The sequence below is a fragment of the Streptomyces sp. NPDC096040 genome, from assembly GCF_040303265.1.
Taxonomy (GTDB): domain Bacteria; phylum Actinomycetota; class Actinomycetes; order Streptomycetales; family Streptomycetaceae; genus Streptomyces.
Genome location: NZ_JBEOTA010000022.1, coordinates 89,179 through 107,388 on the forward strand (window position 1 = coordinate 89,179; position 18,210 = coordinate 107,388).

At 70.1% G+C, this 18,210-nt stretch carries 15 protein-coding genes and 2 pseudogenes; 9 read left to right on the plus strand and 8 right to left on the minus strand.

Translation table 11 applies throughout. The features are described 5' to 3' along the window. Positions 1-56: 56 nt before the first annotated feature. From mshA to ABTY98_RS28310, 3 genes and pseudogenes are all read left to right on the plus strand, one after another. Positions 57-1,394: a D-inositol-3-phosphate glycosyltransferase gene (mshA, locus tag ABTY98_RS28300; RefSeq protein WP_352223832.1), complete on the plus strand. Its 1,338-nt coding sequence runs from the start codon at positions 57-59 to the stop codon at positions 1,392-1,394. Then, entirely contained in the window at positions 1,387-1,887 is a 501-nt protein-coding gene (locus ABTY98_RS28305) for a type III secretion system chaperone family protein (protein ID WP_352223833.1), read from the plus strand. Before mshA ends, ABTY98_RS28305 begins: the two co-directional genes overlap by 8 nt. Before the next feature lie 132 nt (positions 1,888-2,019). Further along, positions 2,020-3,699: pseudogene (locus ABTY98_RS28310) on the plus strand (glycosyl hydrolase family 28-related protein); the annotation flags it as partial. Here ABTY98_RS28310 and ABTY98_RS28315 read toward each other — a convergent pair. Next, positions 3,605-4,489, minus strand: coding sequence for an AraC family transcriptional regulator (locus tag ABTY98_RS28315; protein ID WP_352223834.1), 885 nt, complete (start codon positions 4,487-4,489; stop codon positions 3,605-3,607). The pseudogene ABTY98_RS28310 and the gene ABTY98_RS28315 sit on opposite strands and share 95 nt — an antisense overlap. Between ABTY98_RS28315 and ABTY98_RS28320 the strand changes: the two genes are divergently transcribed. Beyond that, positions 4,488-5,012 (plus strand): DUF2000 family protein, encoded by a 525-nt coding sequence (locus ABTY98_RS28320; protein ID WP_352223835.1) that lies wholly within the window; start codon positions 4,488-4,490, stop codon positions 5,010-5,012. The genes ABTY98_RS28315 and ABTY98_RS28320 overlap by 2 nt on opposite strands. 151 nt (positions 5,013-5,163) lie before the next feature. After that, positions 5,164-6,324: a hypothetical protein gene (locus ABTY98_RS28325; RefSeq protein WP_352223836.1), complete on the plus strand. Its 1,161-nt coding sequence runs from the start codon at positions 5,164-5,166 to the stop codon at positions 6,322-6,324. Positions 6,325-6,532: 208 nt separating this feature from the next. On the opposite strand, the gene ABTY98_RS28330 is transcribed toward ABTY98_RS28325, so the two are convergent. Continuing rightward, positions 6,533-7,792, minus strand: coding sequence for an MDR family MFS transporter (locus tag ABTY98_RS28330; protein WP_352223837.1), 1,260 nt, complete (start codon positions 7,790-7,792; stop codon positions 6,533-6,535). 165 nt (positions 7,793-7,957) lie between these two features. Between ABTY98_RS28330 and ABTY98_RS28335 the strand changes: the two genes are divergently transcribed. Further along, on the plus strand, positions 7,958-8,719 hold the full coding sequence (locus ABTY98_RS28335) for a phosphoglyceromutase (RefSeq protein ID WP_352223838.1): 762 nt from the start codon (positions 7,958-7,960) through the stop codon (positions 8,717-8,719). 337 nt (positions 8,720-9,056) lie between these two features. On the opposite strand, the gene ABTY98_RS28340 is transcribed toward ABTY98_RS28335, so the two are convergent. Further along, positions 9,057-11,618: a hypothetical protein gene (locus ABTY98_RS28340; RefSeq protein ID WP_352223839.1), complete on the minus strand. Its 2,562-nt coding sequence runs from the start codon at positions 11,616-11,618 to the stop codon at positions 9,057-9,059. 724 nt (positions 11,619-12,342) lie between these two features. Beyond that, positions 12,343-12,618, minus strand: a complete 276-nt coding sequence (locus ABTY98_RS28345; protein ID WP_352223840.1) for a ribosomal protein L7/L12 — start codon at positions 12,616-12,618, stop codon at positions 12,343-12,345. A gap of 53 nt (positions 12,619-12,671) precedes the next feature. Here ABTY98_RS28345 and ABTY98_RS28350 point away from each other — a divergent pair. Next, positions 12,672-12,959, plus strand: a pseudogene (locus tag ABTY98_RS28350) (DUF4265 domain-containing protein); the annotation flags it as partial. Positions 12,960-13,027: 68 nt separating this feature from the next. Here the strand turns inward: ABTY98_RS28350 and ABTY98_RS28355 are convergent. After that, positions 13,028-14,065 carry a zinc-dependent alcohol dehydrogenase family protein gene (locus ABTY98_RS28355; RefSeq protein ID WP_352223841.1) on the minus strand — a complete coding sequence of 346 codons (1,038 nt, stop codon included), beginning with the start codon at positions 14,063-14,065 and terminating at the stop codon, positions 13,028-13,030. A 247-nt stretch (positions 14,066-14,312) separates the two neighbouring features. Between ABTY98_RS28355 and ABTY98_RS28360 the strand changes: the two genes are divergently transcribed. Next, entirely contained in the window at positions 14,313-15,284 is a 972-nt protein-coding gene (locus ABTY98_RS28360; RefSeq protein ID WP_352223842.1) for an alpha/beta fold hydrolase, read from the plus strand. Positions 15,285-15,348: 64 nt separating this feature from the next. Here ABTY98_RS28360 and ABTY98_RS28365 read toward each other — a convergent pair whose 3' ends face one another. The 3 genes from ABTY98_RS28365 to phoU all read right to left on the minus strand — a co-directional run bounded on the left by ABTY98_RS28365 (position 15,349) and on the right by phoU (position 16,730). Continuing rightward, positions 15,349-15,600: an SCO4226 family nickel-binding protein gene (locus ABTY98_RS28365; RefSeq protein ID WP_352223843.1), complete on the minus strand. Its 252-nt coding sequence runs from the start codon at positions 15,598-15,600 to the stop codon at positions 15,349-15,351. A 130-nt stretch (positions 15,601-15,730) separates the two neighbouring features. Further along, positions 15,731-15,886 (minus strand): hypothetical protein, encoded by a 156-nt coding sequence (locus ABTY98_RS28370; RefSeq protein WP_351746889.1) that lies wholly within the window; start codon positions 15,884-15,886, stop codon positions 15,731-15,733. A 154-nt stretch (positions 15,887-16,040) separates the two neighbouring features. Continuing rightward, positions 16,041-16,730: a phosphate signaling complex protein PhoU gene (gene phoU / locus ABTY98_RS28375; RefSeq protein WP_352223844.1), complete on the minus strand. Its 690-nt coding sequence runs from the start codon at positions 16,728-16,730 to the stop codon at positions 16,041-16,043. 221 nt (positions 16,731-16,951) lie between these two features. On the opposite strand from phoU, the gene phoR reads away from it, so the two are divergent. Then, positions 16,952-18,208 carry a two-component system sensor histidine kinase PhoR gene (gene phoR, locus ABTY98_RS28380; protein ID WP_352223846.1) on the plus strand — a complete coding sequence of 419 codons (1,257 nt, stop codon included), beginning with the start codon at positions 16,952-16,954 and terminating at the stop codon, positions 18,206-18,208. The last annotated feature ends 2 nt before the right edge of the window (positions 18,209-18,210 follow it).

The window sequence follows — 18,210 nt, forward strand, 5'->3', positions numbered from 1 at the left end:
CCAGAGGGAACCGCACGCCCTCCCACCGGCATGCCCGCATCAAGGAGGACCGCCACGTGAGCCAGTACGTCAGCAGGCTCGGGCGCCGCTCCCCGTCGGCTGCTGCTCGGCTTCTCCGCAGCCGCCGCCCGCGCCGCGTCGCCATGCTCTCCGTGCACACCTCACCGCTCCACCAGCCCGGCACCGGCGATGCCGGCGGCATGAACGTCTACATCGTCGAGCTGGCGCAGCGCCTCGCCGCGATCAACATCGACGTCGAGATCTTCACCCGGGCCACCTCCGGCGGCCTCCCGCCGACCGTCGAACTCGCCCCCGGCGTCCTCGTCCGGCACGTCGACGCCGGCCCCTACGAGGGCCTCGCCAAGGAGGACCTCCCGGCCCAGCTGTGCGCCTTCACGCACGGTGTGATGCAGGCCTGGGCCGGCCACCGCCCCGGCTACTACGACCTCGTCCACTCGCACTACTGGCTCTCCGGCCACGTCGGCTGGCTCGCCGCCCAGCGCTGGGGCGTCCCCCTCGTGCACGCGATGCACACCATGGCCAAGGTCAAGAACGCCAGCCTGGCCGACGGCGACACCCCCGAGCCCGCCGCCCGGGTGATCGGCGAGACCCAGATCGTGTCCGCGGCCGACCGCCTCATCGCGAACACCGCGGAAGAGGCCGACGAACTCGTACGCCACTACTGCGCCGACCCCGCCAAGGTCGCCGTCGTCCACCCCGGCGTGAACCTCGAACGTTTCCGCCCCGCCGACGGCCGCGCGGCCGCCCGCGCCCGCCTGGACCTCCCGCAGGACGCGCTGATCCCGCTCTTCGCCGGCCGCATCCAGCCCCTGAAGGCCCCCGACGTACTGCTCAGGGCCGTGGCCGTCCTCCTCGACGAGCGGCCCGAGCTGCGCTCGCGGCTCGTCGTACCGATCGTCGGCGGCCCCAGCGGCAGCGGCCTCGCCAAGCCGGAGGGGCTGCAGAAGCTGGCCGCGCGGCTCGGTGTGGCGGACGTCGTCCGGTTCCGGCCGCCGGTCGGCCAGGAGCAGCTGGCGGACTGGTTCCGAGCGGCCTCCGTGCTGGTCATGCCGTCCTACAGCGAGTCCTTCGGCCTGGTGGCGATAGAGGCACAGGCGGCCGGCACCCCCGTACTCGCCGCCTCGGTCGGCGGTCTGCCCGTGGCCGTACGGGACGGCGAGACGGGCTTCCTGGTGCGGGGGCACGATCCCGCCGACTACGCGCGCGTGCTGGGCCGTTTCGCCGACGACCCCTCGCTGGTGGACCGCCTCGGCAACGCCGCCGCCCGGCACGCCCAGTCGTTCGGCTGGGACACCGCGGCCGCCGCCACCGCCGACGTCTACATGGCCGCGACCCAGTCCCACCGCCGTCGCGTACGCTCGGCCCATGGGTGATGTGGACAAGGCCGCACAGGTCATCGAAGGTGCCCTGAAGGACGCCGACGTGGAGTGGGAGAGCCCCGGGCCCGGCAACTACGTCGTACAGCTCCCCGGAACCCGCAAGCTGAAGACGACGGTCTCCCTCCTCGTCGGCCGCCACTCCCTCTCGCTCAACGCCTTCGTCATCCGGCACCCCGACGAGAACGAACCGGCCGTCCACCGCTGGCTCCTTGAGCGCAACCTCAAGCTGTACAGCGTGAGTTACGCCGTCGACCGCCTCGGCGACGTCTACGTCACCGCCAGGCTCCCGCTCGCCTCCGTCACCCCCGCCGAGATCGACCGCCTGCTCGGCCAGGTCCTGGAGGCCGCGGACGGCGCCTTCAACACCCTGCTGGAGCTGGGCTTCGCCGCCGCGATCCGCAAGGAGTACGCGTGGCGGGTGTCCCGGGGCGAGTCGACCCGGAATCTGGACGCGTTCACCCATCTGATCGAACGCTCTGCTGACTGACTCCAGGCCCAGACCTGATTGACCCCTGCACGACTCTTTCGAGGTGACAGGGTGCCGTGGCATGCTCACGGCCGACGCAGATCTGAACGTCGTTCACAACCATGAAAATCCGCCATGGGAAGGACGTACGGAATGAGCACCGCGCACCACGGCATGACAAGACGGAACCTCCTCGCCGGCGCCACGGCGGTCGCCGCGACCGCCGTGGCGGGCCACACCGCCCACGCAGCGGGTTCCACCGCCCAGCCTTCGGGCGCACCGGGCGCGGAAGTCCCGTCCCTGTGGCGGGAGTTCATCCGCACCCCCTTCACCCACCCGCAGATCCCGTACGTCGGCCGGGCCGGAGCGGCGCGGATCCGCCGCCTTCCCGTGGTGGCAGACGTCCGCGCGTACGGCGCGGTGGCCGACGGCGTCACCGACTGCGCCCCCGCGATCAACCGTGCCATCGCCGCTGCCGCCAGGGCTGGCGGTGGCGCGGTCGCCATCCCACCCGGCACCTTCCGCATCGACGGCCTGGTCCGTCTCGCCTACGACAACGTGGTGCTGCGCGGCGCCGGCAGCGGCCGTACCACGCTGTACGCGACGAAGAACCTCACCGAGCTGATCGGTCCGTACGGCTCCCGTTACGGCGGCACGAAGTCGGCGTGGTCCTGGGCGGGCGGCCTGATCTGGCTGGCGCCGAAGGCCCGTTGGGACTCCCTGGTCGCCGCGATCGGGGCGCGGGACTGGCCGTTCGAGGGCTGGACCGGCAACAAGCGTGACGAGTGGGAGCAGTTGACCCCCGTCGCATCCGCCCGCCGGGGCGACTGGACGGTCACCGTCACCGACCCCTCCCGGCTGCGCCCCGGCCGCCTGGTCCTCCTGCGCGTCTGCGACGACACCGCCCACACCCTCCTCCAGCACATGTCGGGCGGCGGCCCCGGCCCGGCCGCGTACTACTGGGAGGACAAGACCAAGCTGCTGTCCTACGTCCCCTACGAATGGCCGGTCCGCATCACGGCCGTGCACGGCCGGCGGGTGACGCTGGAGCGCCCGCTCCCGGTCGACCTGCGCCCCGAATGGAACCCGCTGTTCACCACTCACGTCCGTGAACTGACCGGCTCCGGAGTCGAGGGGCTCACCCTGGACGTGGTCGAGACCCCGCAGTCCCCGCACCTCCTCGACAAGGGCTACAACGGGGTCGTCCTGCAGTGCGCGTACGACTGCTGGGTGGACGACGTGACGGTCCGCAACGTCGACAACGGCTTCGGCCTGGTCGCCGCCTCCGCCTGCACCGTGCGCCGCACCCGGGTCGGCGGCCGGGGCGAGCACCACCCCTACTTCTGCCGCGAGGGCTCGCACGACAACCTGATCGAGGACTTCACCGTCGAACAGCGCACGGTCCCGGCCCCGTCCGACACCCAGCTCCACGGCATCAACGTCGAGGGTCTGTCGTCGTACAACGTGTGGTCGCGCGGCGAGATGCAGATGGGCACCTTCGACTCCCACCGCGGTCTGCCCTTCGGCAACGTCCGCACCGACATCACGGTGAACAACAACGGCCGCCACGGCGGCGACGCCAACGCGGGGCCGCTGTTCGGGGCACGCTTCACGCACTGGAACGTGCGCGTCACCAACGGCCGCGCGGGCCTGATGAGGCTGGACGGCCTCGCCCCCTGGTCCGCGACGGTCGGCCTGAACGAGGTGACCGACTTCGACCAGATCGACGTACCGGACTTCACCGGCGACCTGCACTCCCGCCTTGAGCTGTACGGCACGTGGGACGCGGTCCGGCCCCGGAACCTGTACGAGGCTCAGCGCGCGCTGCCCCGTAGCGCCCGGGGGTCACCCCCACGAGCTTCTTGAAGTGCCGGGTGAGATGGGCCTGGTCGTAGAAGCCGGTGACGGTGGCCGTCTCGCCGGGCGGGACACCGTCGAGCAGCAGCCGGCGGGCGCGGCCCACCCGGCGGGACATCAGGTACTGGTGCGGGGCGATGCCGTAGGCGCCGCTGAACGCCCGTACCAGGTGGGCGGGGTGTGCGTGCAGCAGCCGTGCGGCCTCGTCCAGGGCGAGCCCCTCGCCGACCCGCTCGTCGAGGAGCTCGCGCAGGGCGCCGGCGAGGACCGGATCGGGGGGCCTCGGTGCTGCCACGAGCCGGGGGCGGAGCAGGCCGCGCAGCCGCTCGCCGATGAGGGTGAGCCGGCTCTCGGCCTCCAGTTCGTCGCCGGGGCGGGCGAGGGAGGCGTGCAGCCGGCCGACGCGCCGCCGCAGCAGCGGATCCCGCAGGTCGGGTCCGTCGACTGCCGCGCCGATGAGCTCGTCCCCGAGGAGCGTCTCGTCCAGGTACACCACACGCTTGCGGAAGCCGTCCGCGGTGGCGGGGGAGCCGTTGTGCGGCACATGGGGCGGCAGCAGCGACACGGTGTCGCCCGGCGTGCCGTGCTCATGCCGTTCGAGGTCGTACCGTACGGCGCCGTCGTCCACGATGAGCAGCGTCCAGGCGTCATGGACGTGCATCGGATAGGCGTACTCGGTGAAGTGCGCGTGGAAGACCTCGGTGACGCCCGGGACACGGGGGCGCCAGGCGGTGACTTCCTCCGTGAGGTGCTGCCGGGCGGCCATGCAAAGAACGTACAAGACGAGGCCGTACGACGGTCGGCAGTCTCACGGCATGAGCACTGAACCCATCCCTTCCGACGTCCGCCCCGACGTCCGCCCCGACGTCCGCCCCGACGTCCGCTTCGACACCAAGATCGCCGTACTGCTGCGGGACGACCTGGAGCCCTGGCAGCGCCTCAATGTCACCGCGTTCCTGGTCAGCGGCCTGGGCGCGACGGTCCCCGAGGTGGTCGGGGAGCCGTACGAGGACGCCGACGGGGTGGCGTACCTGCCGATGTTCCGGCAGCCGGTGCTGGTCTTCGAGGGGACGAAGGAGACGTTGAAGGCGGCACACGAGCGGGCGCTGAGCCGGGCCCTGCCCCGGGCGGTCTTCGCGGCGGATCTGTTCTCGACCGGCAACGACCGCGACAACCGCGCGGCGGTGCGTGCCGTGCCGACGGCGGAGCTGGACCTGGTGGGGCTCTCGGTGTACGGGCCGCGGAACGGGGTGGACAAGGTGCTGAAGGGGGCGCGGATGCATCCGTGAGGACCGATCCGTCAGGACCGGCGGCGGACCGGCGGACTGCGCCGGTAGGGGGACCGGCGGACTGGGCCGGTAGGAGGAATCGCGTGGCGTGACCGGGTGATCCGATCATCACACCCGCCCCATTGCCTGGCGAACGACGCATCTGACTGTCATGGGACTCATCAGATTCAGCAGCATGTCGGCGGTGGCAGCGGTGGCGGCGGTCGTCGTCACGGGTGTGACGGGCGGACCGGCGAGCGCTGGGGGCCAGGATGACGTGACCCAGGTTCCCTGCAGCACGACGGCGCTGACCACTGCCGTCAGTGCGGCGTCACCGGGCGAGACACTCTCCCTCTCCCATGACTGCACGTACCATCTGACCTCTGCTTTCGGCAGCGGTGAGGGTCTGCCGACCATCGACCAGAGCCTCAAGATCCGGGGCAACGGCGCGACGATCGTTCGTGACGGGATCGGGACCGCCCTGTTCCGGATCTTCCATGTCAACTCGGGCGGTAACCTCCGCCTGGAGGACCTCACCGTCCGTGGCGGGAACACCAGCGGCGACGGCGGGGGCATTCTGGTCGACTCCGGCGGCAGGCTCACGCTGGTCGGCGTCGACGTGATCGACAACACCTCCTCGAACAGCGGTGGCGGTGTGGCGGTGTCACCGGGCGCCACGGCGGTCGTACGACGCGGCTGGCTGGCGTTCAACAACGCCGCCAACGGTGGTGGGTTGTACAGCGGGGGAACGCTGAGCGTGGACGACTCCGAGTTCAGCCGCAATCACGCCCGGGCCGTCGGCGGTGCTCTCTACCAGGACGCCGGCAACGCCTTCGTGCACGCGAGCGTGATCAGGCGCAACACGTCGGCCAGCAGAGGTGGTGGCGTCACCGACAGCGGCACCGCATCGCTGGAATTCAGCGAAAGCAAGATCGCGAACAACACGACCGCCGGCATCCAGGGCGGCGGGATCCAGAACCTGTCGAGCCTGAGGCTGGAGGACACGGAGGTCAGCGGCAACGTGGTCGGAGGCATGGCGGGCCAGGGGGGCGGCATCTACAACGCCACGACCGCCGCCGTGCTCGTTCTGAAAGGCAGCGAGGTCCTCCGCAACAGCGCGAACGGCAACGGCGGTTCCCAGGCCGGCGGCATCTACAACGACGCCGGAAAGGTCACCCTCGACCACAGCCACGTCCGCGACAACGCCTCCACGACGGCCCCCGGAGGCGTCTTCACGACCAACCAGTTCACGGTCATCGACTCGACCATCACCCGCAACATCCCGACGAACTGCGCGGGAAGCCCCGTTGTGGTGACGGGCTGCAGGAACTGACGCCCGCTTGCCCGCCGGGGGTGCCTGTCTCTGTCTCGCGGGGCGCGTGCCCCGCGGGCGGGCGCACCGGTTCTCGCCCTGGGCCGTGCACGTTCTCGTCCTGGGCCGTGCACGTTCTCGCCCTGGGGCCGTGCACGTTCTCGCCCCGGACCGTGCACGTACTCGCCCCGGGCCGTGAAGGTACTCGGGCCGAGCGGGAACCCACGGATCAGGCCGTACGTACCTCGGCCTCGGCGCCCGTAGCCGCCTTCGTGACCGAGGCGCGCCCTTCCGGCAGCCGCCGCATGAGGAGGCCGTACCCGAGGGCCGCCGCCGTCCCCACGACCGCACACGCCCCCCACAGCCACCGCGCCCCGAACCGGTCGATGACGACACCGGACATCAGCGGCGCGATGAGCGCGGCAGCGGACCAGGACAGCGTGTACATGCCCTGATAGCGCCCCCGTCCGTGGACCGGCGAGAGCCGCACCACCAGCCCAGTCTGGGTCGGCGCGTTGACGATCTCGGCGAGCGTCCACACGCACACGGTGAGTGCGAAGACACCGACGGACCCGGCGAAGGCGGTGAGCCCGAACCCGTACCCCGCGAGGAGGGAGGAGACGACGAGCAGGGACCGCGGGTCACGGTGCTCGATGACCCGGGTGACGGGAATCTGGAGTACGACGATCAGCACCCCGTTCACCGCGATGGCCATGCCGTAGTCGGCGGGCGAGAACCCGGCCCTGCCCATCGCCACCGGCAGCCCGACGGACCCCTGCTGGAAGACCAGGGCGACGAGGAAGGACAGCCCGACGACGGCCATGTACCGCCCGTCACGCACCACGGTCCCGAGGCTGACCTCGTCGTCCCTGGCAGCCCTGTTCGAAGCTCGCTCAGGTCGCGACTCGGGCAGCTTGAGGAAGACGAGGACGGCACAGACGGCGGTCATCCCGCCCTCGATCAGAAACCCGGCGCGGTAGCTGACCTCGGCGATGAACCCGGCCCCCATGGACGACACGGCGAACCCGAGGTTGATGGCCCAGTAGTTCAACGAGAACGCGCGCACCCGGTCCTCCGGCCGCACGATGTCGGCCATCATCGCCTGCACGGCCGGCCGGGAGGCGTTGGAGGCCATGCCGACGAGGAAGGCGACGGCGGCGATGGCGACGGGGTCGTGCACGAAGCCGAGCAGGGCGACGGCCCCCGCGGTGGAGCCCTGGGCGAGCAGCAGCGTCGGCCGCCGCCCCAGCCGGTCGGCCATCACCCCGCCGCCCAGGGCGGAGACCACCCCGCCCAGCCCGTGCAGGGAGGCGACAAGCCCGGCGTACGAGGCGCTGTACCCCCGGTCCAGCGTCAGATACAGGGCCATGTACGTGGCGACGAAGGCACCCAGCCGGTTGACGAGGGTGCTGGTCCACAGCCACCAGAACTCACGGGGCAGACCGGACACGGTCTCCCGGACAGCGCGCCGCAGGGCGACGGACGACATGGCTCCCCCAGAGCAAGGCGTAAGTGACGCAAGGAATGAGTGGACCTTACTTTTTCCTCGCTCACCTGAGCCACTCAATTAACAAAAGCAGTCAACTGTCCGACGTCTGGGACGCCCTCCGGGCGCCGACCCTCTGCCCCGAACACGTGGATTACGCTCTGACCCATGGCCGACGCACCGTACAAGCTGATCCTCCTCCGCCACGGCGAGAGCGAGTGGAACGCGAAGAACCTGTTCACCGGCTGGGTGGACGTCAACCTCAACGAGAAGGGCGAGAAGGAGGCAGTCCGCGGCGGTGAGCTCCTGAAGGACGCCGACCTGCTCCCGGACGTTGTCCACACCTCCCTCCAGAAGCGAGCGATCCGCACCGCACAGCTCGCCCTCGAAGCGGCCGACCGCCACTGGATCCCGGTCCACCGCACCTGGCGCCTGAACGAGCGCCACTACGGCGCGCTCCAGGGCAAGGACAAGGCGGCGACGCTGGCCGAGTTCGGCGAGGAGCAGTTCATGCTCTGGCGCCGCTCGTACGACACCCCGCCGCCCCCGCTGTCGGACGACTCCGAGTACTCCCAGGCCGCGGACCCCCGCTACGCGACGATCCCCCCGGAGCTGCGCCCCCGCACGGAGTGCCTCAAGGACGTCGTCGTCCGCATGCTCCCGTACTGGTACGACGGCATCGTCCCCGACCTCCTGACCGGCCGCACGGTCCTGGTCGCCGCCCACGGCAACAGCCTGCGCGCCCTGGTCAAGCACCTCGACGGCATCTCGGACGCCGACATCGCGTCCCTGAACATCCCGACGGGCATCCCCCTCTACTACGAGCTGGACGCCGACTTCAAGCCGATCACCCCGGGCGGCAAGTACCTCGACCCGGAGGCCGCGGCGGCAGCGATCGAGGCGGTCAAGAACCAGGGCAAGAAGAAGTAGGTTCCGTGATCACGCCCTCGACCTGCGCATACGGCCCGGATCGGGGGCGTTTTCACGGCCTGGGCCCTCTGTGGGACCTCAGCGCGGCGGCTCTTACGGCGGTCGGAGTGCCTGGCTGAGAGCCTTCCGGGCACGGTCCCCGGCGTCGTCCATCCGGTCGGCGGCGGCCTTGAGCGTCGTGCTCATGACGTGCGCGTAGGTGTCGACCCGGACTCCACCAGGTTCGGAACCGGGCGGTGAAGTGACGGCGCCGGTCCGGACACCCTGCTTTCGGGTGTCCGGACCGGCGCCGGCTCACTTGTCATGCGGCCGATCCAGGCGCTGCGGGCTCAGGTGCTCAGGTCCTGACCGTCAGGTACTGCCAGCCGCCCCACGTGCTCACGTTGGTGGTGTCCTTCGAGCTGTGGACGTACTCCGAGCGCACCCGGAATTTCTGGTTGACCGCGTGGGAGAGGCTCAGCTGCGCCGCCACGGCGCTCTTGGAGCCGAGCGTGAAGCAGCCCGAGGTGCTGAGCGTGTGCCAGGCACCGCTGTAGTACTGCTGGACCTGGAAGTGCACGCACTGGCCGGACTTGTTCGGCGACACGATCGAGGTCACCGTCGGCCGCGCCGTGTGGTGGTAGACGCGGTAGGTGGTGCCGCTGTACGTGGTGGTCGTGTAGTAGCCGCTCAGGGCCTGCGCGACCTTCACCTGGTCGCTCACGGCGCGGGTGGCCGTGGCCGGGGAGTAGCGGTAGTCGCCCGCGTAGGACGCGGTGAACGTCGTGTTGTTGGCGAGCTTGTACGTGGCCGTCAGGTTGCCCTTGCTGTCCACGGTGCCCGTCTTGACCAGCGTCTTCTTGCCGCCGGCGGGCGTGGCGTAGAGCGATACCGTACGGCCGTTGTACGTGGTGCCCAGGTGGGCGGTGACGGTGGCTGTCGCGCCGTACGCGTAGGTTGAGGCGTTGGCGGCCACGGACAGGCTCGTCGTGGCGCGCGAGACCTGGACGATCGCGGAGGCGGTGGCCGCCCGGTGGTTGGTGTCGCCCGCGTAGCTGACCGTGTAGGTGTTGGCGCCGCCGGTGGAGGGGGTGTCCTTGACGGTGATCGTGCCGTCGGCGGCCACGGGGGCCGTCCACGTCACGGGCGTCGCGGTGTGCGCCGCGTCCGTGCGGGTCACGGTGACCGTCTCGCCGCTGTCGTACGGGCCGTCGCCCAGCACGGCGCCGAAGCTCAGCGCGGCGCCGCGCGTGGCGGTCGTGGGAGCCTTCAGTGTGAGGGCCGGGGCGTAGGGGGAGATGGTGGTGCTCACGTCGTTCGAGCCCGGCTGGTGCGTGATGTCACCCCCGAACGACAGGCGGTAGGTGAACCATCCGGCTGTCCCCGGGTCGTCGGTGACCGTGAACCGGCCGGTGGCCGGGTCGAGCGGGGCCGCAGGGAGCTGCGTCGACTCGTGGGTGTCCTCGTTCGTCCGGGTCACCTGGACGGTGTCGCCCTGTGCGAAGGGGCCGCGGCTCAGGTCGGTCATGACCGTGCCGGTGAAGGCCACCTTGTGCGGCGCCGCCGAGCTGAACTCCGGGTACGGGATGGAGGTTCCGACCCTGGACACCCCCACCGTCAGCGAGGTGGTCGCGGGCCGGTGCGTCGCGTCGCCGGCGTAGGACACCTCGTAGGTGTACGTGCCCTCGTCCTGGCGGGAGTCGGTGATGCCGAACGATCCGTCCGCGCCGACCGTGGCGTCGGGCAGATCGGTGCCGTCGCGGGTGACCTTCAGCGTGGCGCCGACCGGCACGAAGCCGTGGCCGCCCACCGTTCCGTTCACCGTGAACTGCCGGGCGGGGATCGCGTACGGAGACGGGGCGTTCAGGGAGAGCTTGGTGTCCGTGAGCTTGGCGTCGCCGAGGACGTCGAGGGCGTAGGACCCGTTGTCCTGGGTGACGGCATAGAGCGTGCGGCCGTCGGCGCCCCAGGCGAGGCCGTCGACGGCGACGGTGCCGGCCGAGAAGGCGAAGTGGTTCTCAGCGATCTGGTCGGCCGCGTAGACGTAGGCGCCCGCGCCCGAGCCCGCGGTGCTGCCGAGGGCGATCGTGCCGTCGGAGTCGACCGCGACGGAGTCCGGGGAGGAGCTGACGCCGCCGGTGTAGTACCCGTAGGGCTTGGCGGCGCTGAGGTCCGCCGTGCTGTACACGTACACGGAGGCTGACTGCGGAACGAGCAGTTTCGTGCCGTCCGCGGTGACCTGGACGGGCCCCGTCGCGGCGCCGCCGAGGCCCATGTCGACCTTGAGGGAGGGGGTCCCGGAGGAGACGTCGTAGGTGGCGATGTGGGTCATGGAGGACTGGGCGTCCTGCACCGCGAGCACCCCGCCGCCCGTGCTGATAAGGGGGGCGGCCGACCAGTGCGGCATGGCGGGCTGCGGGGTCGGCGCGGGGTCGGCGACGGAGGGGTCCACCGAGCCGACGGTGCCCTTGCCGTCGTCGGCTGTGTAGCCGTACCAGACCTTGCCGCCAGCCACGGCGACGGAGACCGGAGTGCTGGCGGTACCGGTGCCGACGCGGCCGGTCTCGGTGAGCGTCGCCGTGTCGATGGCGGCGATCGCGTCGCCGTCGGTCAGGGCCGCGTACAGCGTCTTGCCGTCGGCGGACAGTGCGAGGCCGTCAGCGCCCTCCTCGCCGTCGATGGTGGTGACGGGGTTGCCGGACAGGTCGGTCACCACGATGCCGGTTGTGCCGGCGCCCTGGCTGAAGAAGAGGTGCTGGTGAGCGCCGTCGACCACCATGTGGGCGTAGTGCGACAGCGGCAGCGCGGCCGTGTTGTCGCCGTCGGCCCAAGCGACAGGACCGGTGAGGCCGACGGTGGCGGTGGTCAGACCTGCGACGACGGATATCGCCGCCGCTAGCGAGACCTGCTTGAGGCGCATGGGACTCCTGGAGAGCGCGCGGACAGGCAGCCGTACGACCACGCCTGTCGCTGACAGAACGGCCGACAGGTGGGTGCCGGACACGCGTGAGACCGCTGACCTCTCCTTTTGGTTGTACTGCTGCGTCGTGAGGTTCGGGGCTGCGTCGTCAGGCTCGGGGCAAACCGCGGTCGGATGCCAACTGCGGGGCGACTCAACGATTTGATCATCCCTCGGCGAGGTTGGAGACACCGGTCCACGACCGTGGATCGTCGGCGCTGAATGGCTGGTCGGCACCTTACGGTCCGGGCTGAAACACGCCTGCGGATCAGAAGGTTGCAGGTTCGAATCCCTGCCGAGTGCAAACAGACAAGAGGCCCCGGAGAGATCCGGAGCCTCGTGCGTTTCCCGGCGGGCCGAGGGGGCCGTGCTCGCAAGCCCGGTGGGAGGCTGCTCCTCTTCGTGAGTGAGGGTCCGGGGCGACACCGCCGGGCCCTCTCTGGGCCCTCTCTGGGCCCTCCGAGGAGGACCAAGACGACAGGCAACTGCCGTCAACGACCGCCCGAACGCAGGTCAGTTGGGGGTGCACCTCTCTGACCAGCGGCGAAATGCGGGCCCGCCAAACCCAGGGCAAGAAGAAGTAGGTTGTGTGATCAGGCCCCTACCAGGGCTTTCGTGCCTGGTAGGGGCCTTGATGCTGTGCTGGGGCCGTCTCTGGACCGTCGGCCGGTTGATCGGGCCGTGCTCAGTGCTTGAGGAACTCCGGCTCCGGCTGTTCTCTCGTCTCTGCCCGTGCTCCCGCATCGCAGAGGGCTACGACGGCTGCAGCGGCCTCTTCCCGGGGCACGCCGTCGAGAACCACGGCGGGAACCTGCGTTGCCAGAACCTTGCTGCGCCAGAGACTCAGCCCGGTTAGCCGACGCACGACCGGAGCGACGTCCAGCATGCGGACACCAGGGTCGGTGAGCACCACGTCATGGGGCACGTCGTCACACACCAGCAAGAAGTACTCGTCTGCCATTGCTCTCCCCGCCCCTCTCTGGTCAGGAGGGTACGAGCCCTCAACCGCCATGTCGCATCGTTGGCGAGGTGGTCCGGCGCTCGGAGAACTGCACCATCCGCCTCATCGTGTTCCGTGACGGCGGCTCCGAAGCTGCACGGCAGAGCGTGATCAACGCGTTTCACGAACTCGGAGTCTGCGGCGAGGGCATAGAGAGGTTCGGCATGGTCGCCCTCGACGTCCCGCCCACCGCCGAACTCACCAAGGTACAAAGGCTGTTCGACCATGGTGTGGCCAAAGAGTGGTGGGACATGGAAGAGGGATGCATCACTGCCCAGTGGCGGACGGTCGCCGCTGGCTGACACGGCTCATGCGCCCATGGCCGGGCGTCTCTGGACCGTCCGGGGCCACGGGTCAGCGGTGTGTGCGACTACTCGTCGAAGACGAAGAGCGGTTTGGCGCCGTGTGCGGGTGTTTCGGCGAACGAGATGGCTTCGGTGAAGCGTTCGAGGGGGAACGGCCGGCCTTGGGGGATGCTCAGCACTTCGTCAGCGACGAGGCCGCGAACCTCGGACAGCGCGTGCAGCGCCTCCGTGGGCGAGGTGGTGCCGAACCAGCGGTTCAGCCAGAAGCCACGGACCACTTTGGTCTCGTAGATGATTGAGCGCGCGGACAGTGGGATCGTCAACGCCGCCGGGTCGGTCTGCCGATGGGTGGAGAGCGCGCCGTAGACCACGACCTCTCCTCCCGGAGCCAATGCCTGGGACACCTTGGCGCCCACCTCGCCCGCGACACAGTCGGCGGCCTTCCGCACGCCGGCCGGTCCCGCGATCTCGGCCACGCGCTGCACCAGATCCTCGTCCTCGGTGCAGATGACCTCGTCGCCACCGAGCGCTTTGATCTCGTTCACGGCAGCGCGCCGCCGCACGACATTGATGGTGCGAATACCCAGATGCCCGGCCAGCTGAATGACGAGCCGGCCGACGGTGGAGCCCGCGGCCGTCTGCAACAACCATTCCCCCGGCTGTACGTCGAGTTCGCGGGTCACCAGGAGCAGTGCGGTCAACGGGTTGACGGCGAGTTGGCAGGCGCTGGAGTCGCTCAGACGGTCGGGGACCGGCAGAAGCCTGTGTGTGTCGGCAACAAGGTATTCCTGCCAGGTGCCGTCCTCACGCGGCCCGGGTACGGCCGGGACAGCGACGGCCACCACACGCTCGCCGATCTTCGGTCCCTCGGTATCCGGGCCCAGGGCCTCGATACGGCCCACGCATTCCATGTGCCCGCCGACAGTGGGGAACTCGGGGGAGAAACCGTAGCGGCCACGCAACACGTGCAGATCGCTGGCGTGGATCGGAGTCGCCTTCACACGGAGCAACGCCTGGCCGGCTTCCGGCGTGGGAACAGGCCGGGTTTCCAGCCGCAGGACATCGTTCGGCTCGCCGACCTCTTCGGCCACGAGCGCACGCATGGACCGCGGCATGAGCGACCTCTCGTCTCCCAGCACCCGACGAAAGCCATATGTCCAACTCCTCCCAGCCTGCGCTCCTCCGCGAGCGCTGTCATGTCGTGGGTGGCCCAGGTGTTCGCGGAAGCTCATGAGGGCGACGGGAGGATCGTTTTCCTGGGTTGCCGAATCGGCAAATGTGGTCGTGGTCCCGGTGTCAGTGCTCGCATGATCCGTGGTGAGACGACGAGGCCGAGACCCAGGAGGGCTCATGGAGGGTACGCATCGGGTTGTTTCCGGTGGCGGGCGGAGGGTTCATCTGGTCGAGCAGGGGGCCGGGCCGCTCGTGCTGCTGGTGCACGGGTTCCCCGAGGGCTGGTACTCCTGGCGGCATCAGCTGCCGGTGCTCGCCGCGGCGGGATACCGGGCCGTTGCCATCGATGTGCGGGGGTACGGGCGTTCCGGCAAGCCGGTCGCGCCGGACGCCTATCGGATGGGCGAACTCGTCGAGGACAACGTCTTCGTGGTGCGTGCGCTCGGCGAGGAGTCGGCCGTGGTCGTCGGCCATGACTGGGGCGCGGCCATCGCCGCGAACTCCGCGTTGCTCAGGCCCGAGGTCTTCCGGGCCGTCGGGCTGCTGAGTGTGCCGTACGCCCCGCGTGGCGGGCCGCGGCCCAGTGACATCTTCGGTCAGATGGGCGGCGGGGACGAGGAGTTCTATGTCTCGTACTTTCAGGAGGCGGGGCGGGCCGAGAGCGAGATCGAGCCCGATGTACGGGGGTGGCTCGCGGGGTTCTACGCCGCCTTCTCCGGCGACACCATGCCCGGGCCCGGCGCTCCCGACCCCCACTTCGTCGGCGAAGGGGGCGCCCTCAGGGATCGGTTCCCCGTCGGCCGGCTGCCCGCCTGGCTCGGTGAGCGGGATCTCGACGTCTACGCAGGGGAGTTCGAGCGCACCGGACTCACCGGTGCGCTCAACCGGTACCGGAACATGGACCGCGACTGGGAGGATCTCGCCGCCTTCGACGGTGCCCCGATCACCCAGCCGTCCCTGTTCGCCGGTGGCAGCCTCGACGCCTCCACGACCTGGCTGGCCGACGCCATCGAGGCGTACCCGGCCACCCTCCCCGGCCTGGTCTCGTCCCATCTCCTCGACGGCTGTGGGCACTGGATCCAGCAGGAACGGCCGGAGGAGATCAACCGGTTGCTCCTCGACTGGCTCGCCGGCCTGCCCGCCCGCTGACGGAACGCGCGCCGGTTCCGGCCTCCCGGCCGTCAGCCCGGTCGGGAGGCCGGTGGTGTCGGCGTCACCAGATCGACAGCGGTACCGCGTGGATCTCGTCCGCCGGATGGCCCGCGCGTTCGTGGACGCGCTGGACCGCCTCGGCCGAGGGTGCCTCGGAGAGGCAGTAGACCTCGCCGGAGGCAGGGTCGGCCCAGGCTCGTTCGAAGTGGACGCCCTCGTCCTTCTCGACGGCGAGGTCGGCCTCGTGGGCCTCCTTGAGCTGGCCGGCGGTGAGGCCGTTCATCCCGTGGTGTACGTCCATGAACTGAGGCATGACAGCCACCTCCTGTCTCCCCTCCCTCTCCATGTTGCGCCCGCCCGTGCCGCCTCGCGCGGTGCCCTCCACATGCCCTAAGGGCCCCCGACCGAAGTCGAGGGCCCTTGGCCGTACGTCGGGTGTGCGCTCAGCCGCACTGGCAGGGGCTGCCCGACTGGCAGCCGCAGCCGCAGCCGGAGCCGCATCCGCATGCGCCGATGACCAGGAGGTTCTTGATCTCGACGGGCTGCTCGGTCTCGCGCTGCTGGGTGGGGTCGGGCGTGGTGCTGGGGGATTCGGCCATGGATCCCTCCTAGGGGTCCCTAGAGGTAGGGCGTGGTGCATTTGCCCATTCCACGCCCATTCCATACCTGTTCCGCCGGGCGCATCAACGGCGCACGGTGGCGTCCGCGCGCCCGCTCCGCACTACCTCGCGAGGTAGTGCTCACCCGGCGGAGTCAGGCCCCCTCGGCGCCCGTCACCGGCTGGATGTCGGGCTGGAGGTCGTCCGCGTGCTCGCCCGTGACCAGGAAGACGACGCGCTTGGCGACGGCTACCGCGTGGTCGGCGTACCGCTCGTAGTAGCGGCCGAGCAGCGTCACGTCGACCGCGGTCTCGATGCCGTGCTGCCACTTGTCGTCCAGCAGGTGCTGGAAGAGGGTGCGGTGCAGCAGGTCCATCTCGTCGTCGTCCTGCTCCAGCTGCATCGCCATGTCGACGTCCTTGGTGATGATGACCTCGGCGGCCTTGGCCATCAGGCGCTGCGCGAGCTGGCCCATCTCCAGGATCGTCGCGTGCAGGTCGTAGGGGACCGCCCGCTCCGGGTAGCGCAGCCGGGCCAGCTTGGCGACGTGCTGGGCCAGGTCGCCGGAGCGCTCCAGGTCGGCGGACATCCGCAGCGAGGTGACGACGATCCGCAGATCGGTCGCCACCGGCTGCTGGCGGGCCAGCAGGGCTATCGCCCGGGCCTCCAGGTCGTGGTGGAGCTCGTCCACCTTCTGGTCGGACTCGATGACACTTTCGGCCAGCTTCAGGTCGCCGTCGAGGATCGCCGTCGTGGCGCGCCCGATGGCCGATCCGACCAGCCTGGCCATGTCGACCAGGCTGTCGCCGATCGAGTCGAGTTCCTCGTGGTACGCGTCCCGCATCAGGGTTCCCTCTCGTACGTGTGTTCCAGGGTTCCGGGGGCCGGGGGCCGTGGCCGAAACCAGCTGCGAACCCCACGCTCCCATGTTCTGGTGCCCGCGCGTCCGTTTCTGCCACCGCAAATGAACCAATACTGGCTCCAAGGTGAACTCTGGGCGACGAGTGTTCGAGCTGACACCTCGCGGGCTGTGGGGATGTCGTACCCCCTGCTTAACCTGTTTGCATGGACGTGAACGCGGCGGTCGCCGCAGCGGCAGCGATCGCCGGGGTACTTACCGGTGTCATCGCCATGCTGGCGTTCCGCTGGAGCGAACGCGACCAGAAGCGACCGACCAGGACTTCCCTGCACACCGACCCCGTGCTGCCCCCCGGCGTGGACACCGTACTGAGCGTGCTGCGCTCCTCCGCGGTCGTCCTCGACGAGGGCGACATCGTCGTCAAGGCGAGCTCGGCGGCGTACGCCCTCGGACTGGTCCGCGGGGGCAAACTCGCCATCGAGCCGATGCTCCACATGGCCCGGGACACGAGGAGAGACGGCGAGATACGTCAGGTCGAACTGGACCTGCCGCGCCGTGGCACCGGACGCGGGGAGGCGCTCGCCGTCTCCGCCCGGGTGGCGCCCCTCGGCTCCCGGCTGGTACTGCTCCTGGTCGAGGACCTCACCGAGGCCCGTAGGATCGAGGCGGTACGACGGGACTTCGTGGCGAATGTCAGCCACGAGCTCAAGACCCCGGTCGGCGCACTCTCCCTCCTCTCCGAGGCCGTCATGGACGCCTCGGAGGATCCGGAGGCGGTGGAGCGCTTCGCCGGTCGTATGCAGATCGAGGCCACGCGCCTGACCAACCTGGTCCAGGAGCTCATCGATCTGTCGAGAGTGCAGAACGACGATCCGCTGGAGGACGCCGAGCCCGTCCGGGTGGACGAACTCGTCGCCGAGGCGGTCGACCGGTGCCGCCATCAGGCCGGCACCAAGCAGATCACCATGGCCGCCGGCGGTACCGCCGACCTGCACGTCTGGGGCAACCGCGGCCAGTTGGCCGCCGCCCTCGGCAATCTGGTCGAGAACGCCGTCAACTACTCCCCGGCCCGCACCCGGGTCGGGATAGCAGCCCGCCGGGTCGGCGCACCTGGCGGCGACATGATCGAACTTGCCGTGACCGACCAGGGCATCGGCATCACCGACAAGGACAAGGAGCGCATCTTCGAGCGCTTCTACCGCGTCGACCCGGCCCGCTCGCGGGCCACCGGCGGTACCGGTCTCGGTCTCGCCATCGTCAAACACGTGGTCGCCTCGCACGGCGGGGAGGTCACGGTGTGGAGCGCCGAAGGTCAGGGCTCCACGTTCACCCTCAGGTTGCCGGAGGCGGGCGCGGCTCGCGACCGCGCCTCGCAGCACCCCGACCCCGACCTCGAAGACGAGGCCGGTACCACCGAGTCATCCCCGTACGAACCGCTTCCCGCCCCGGAGGTCCTTCCGTGACC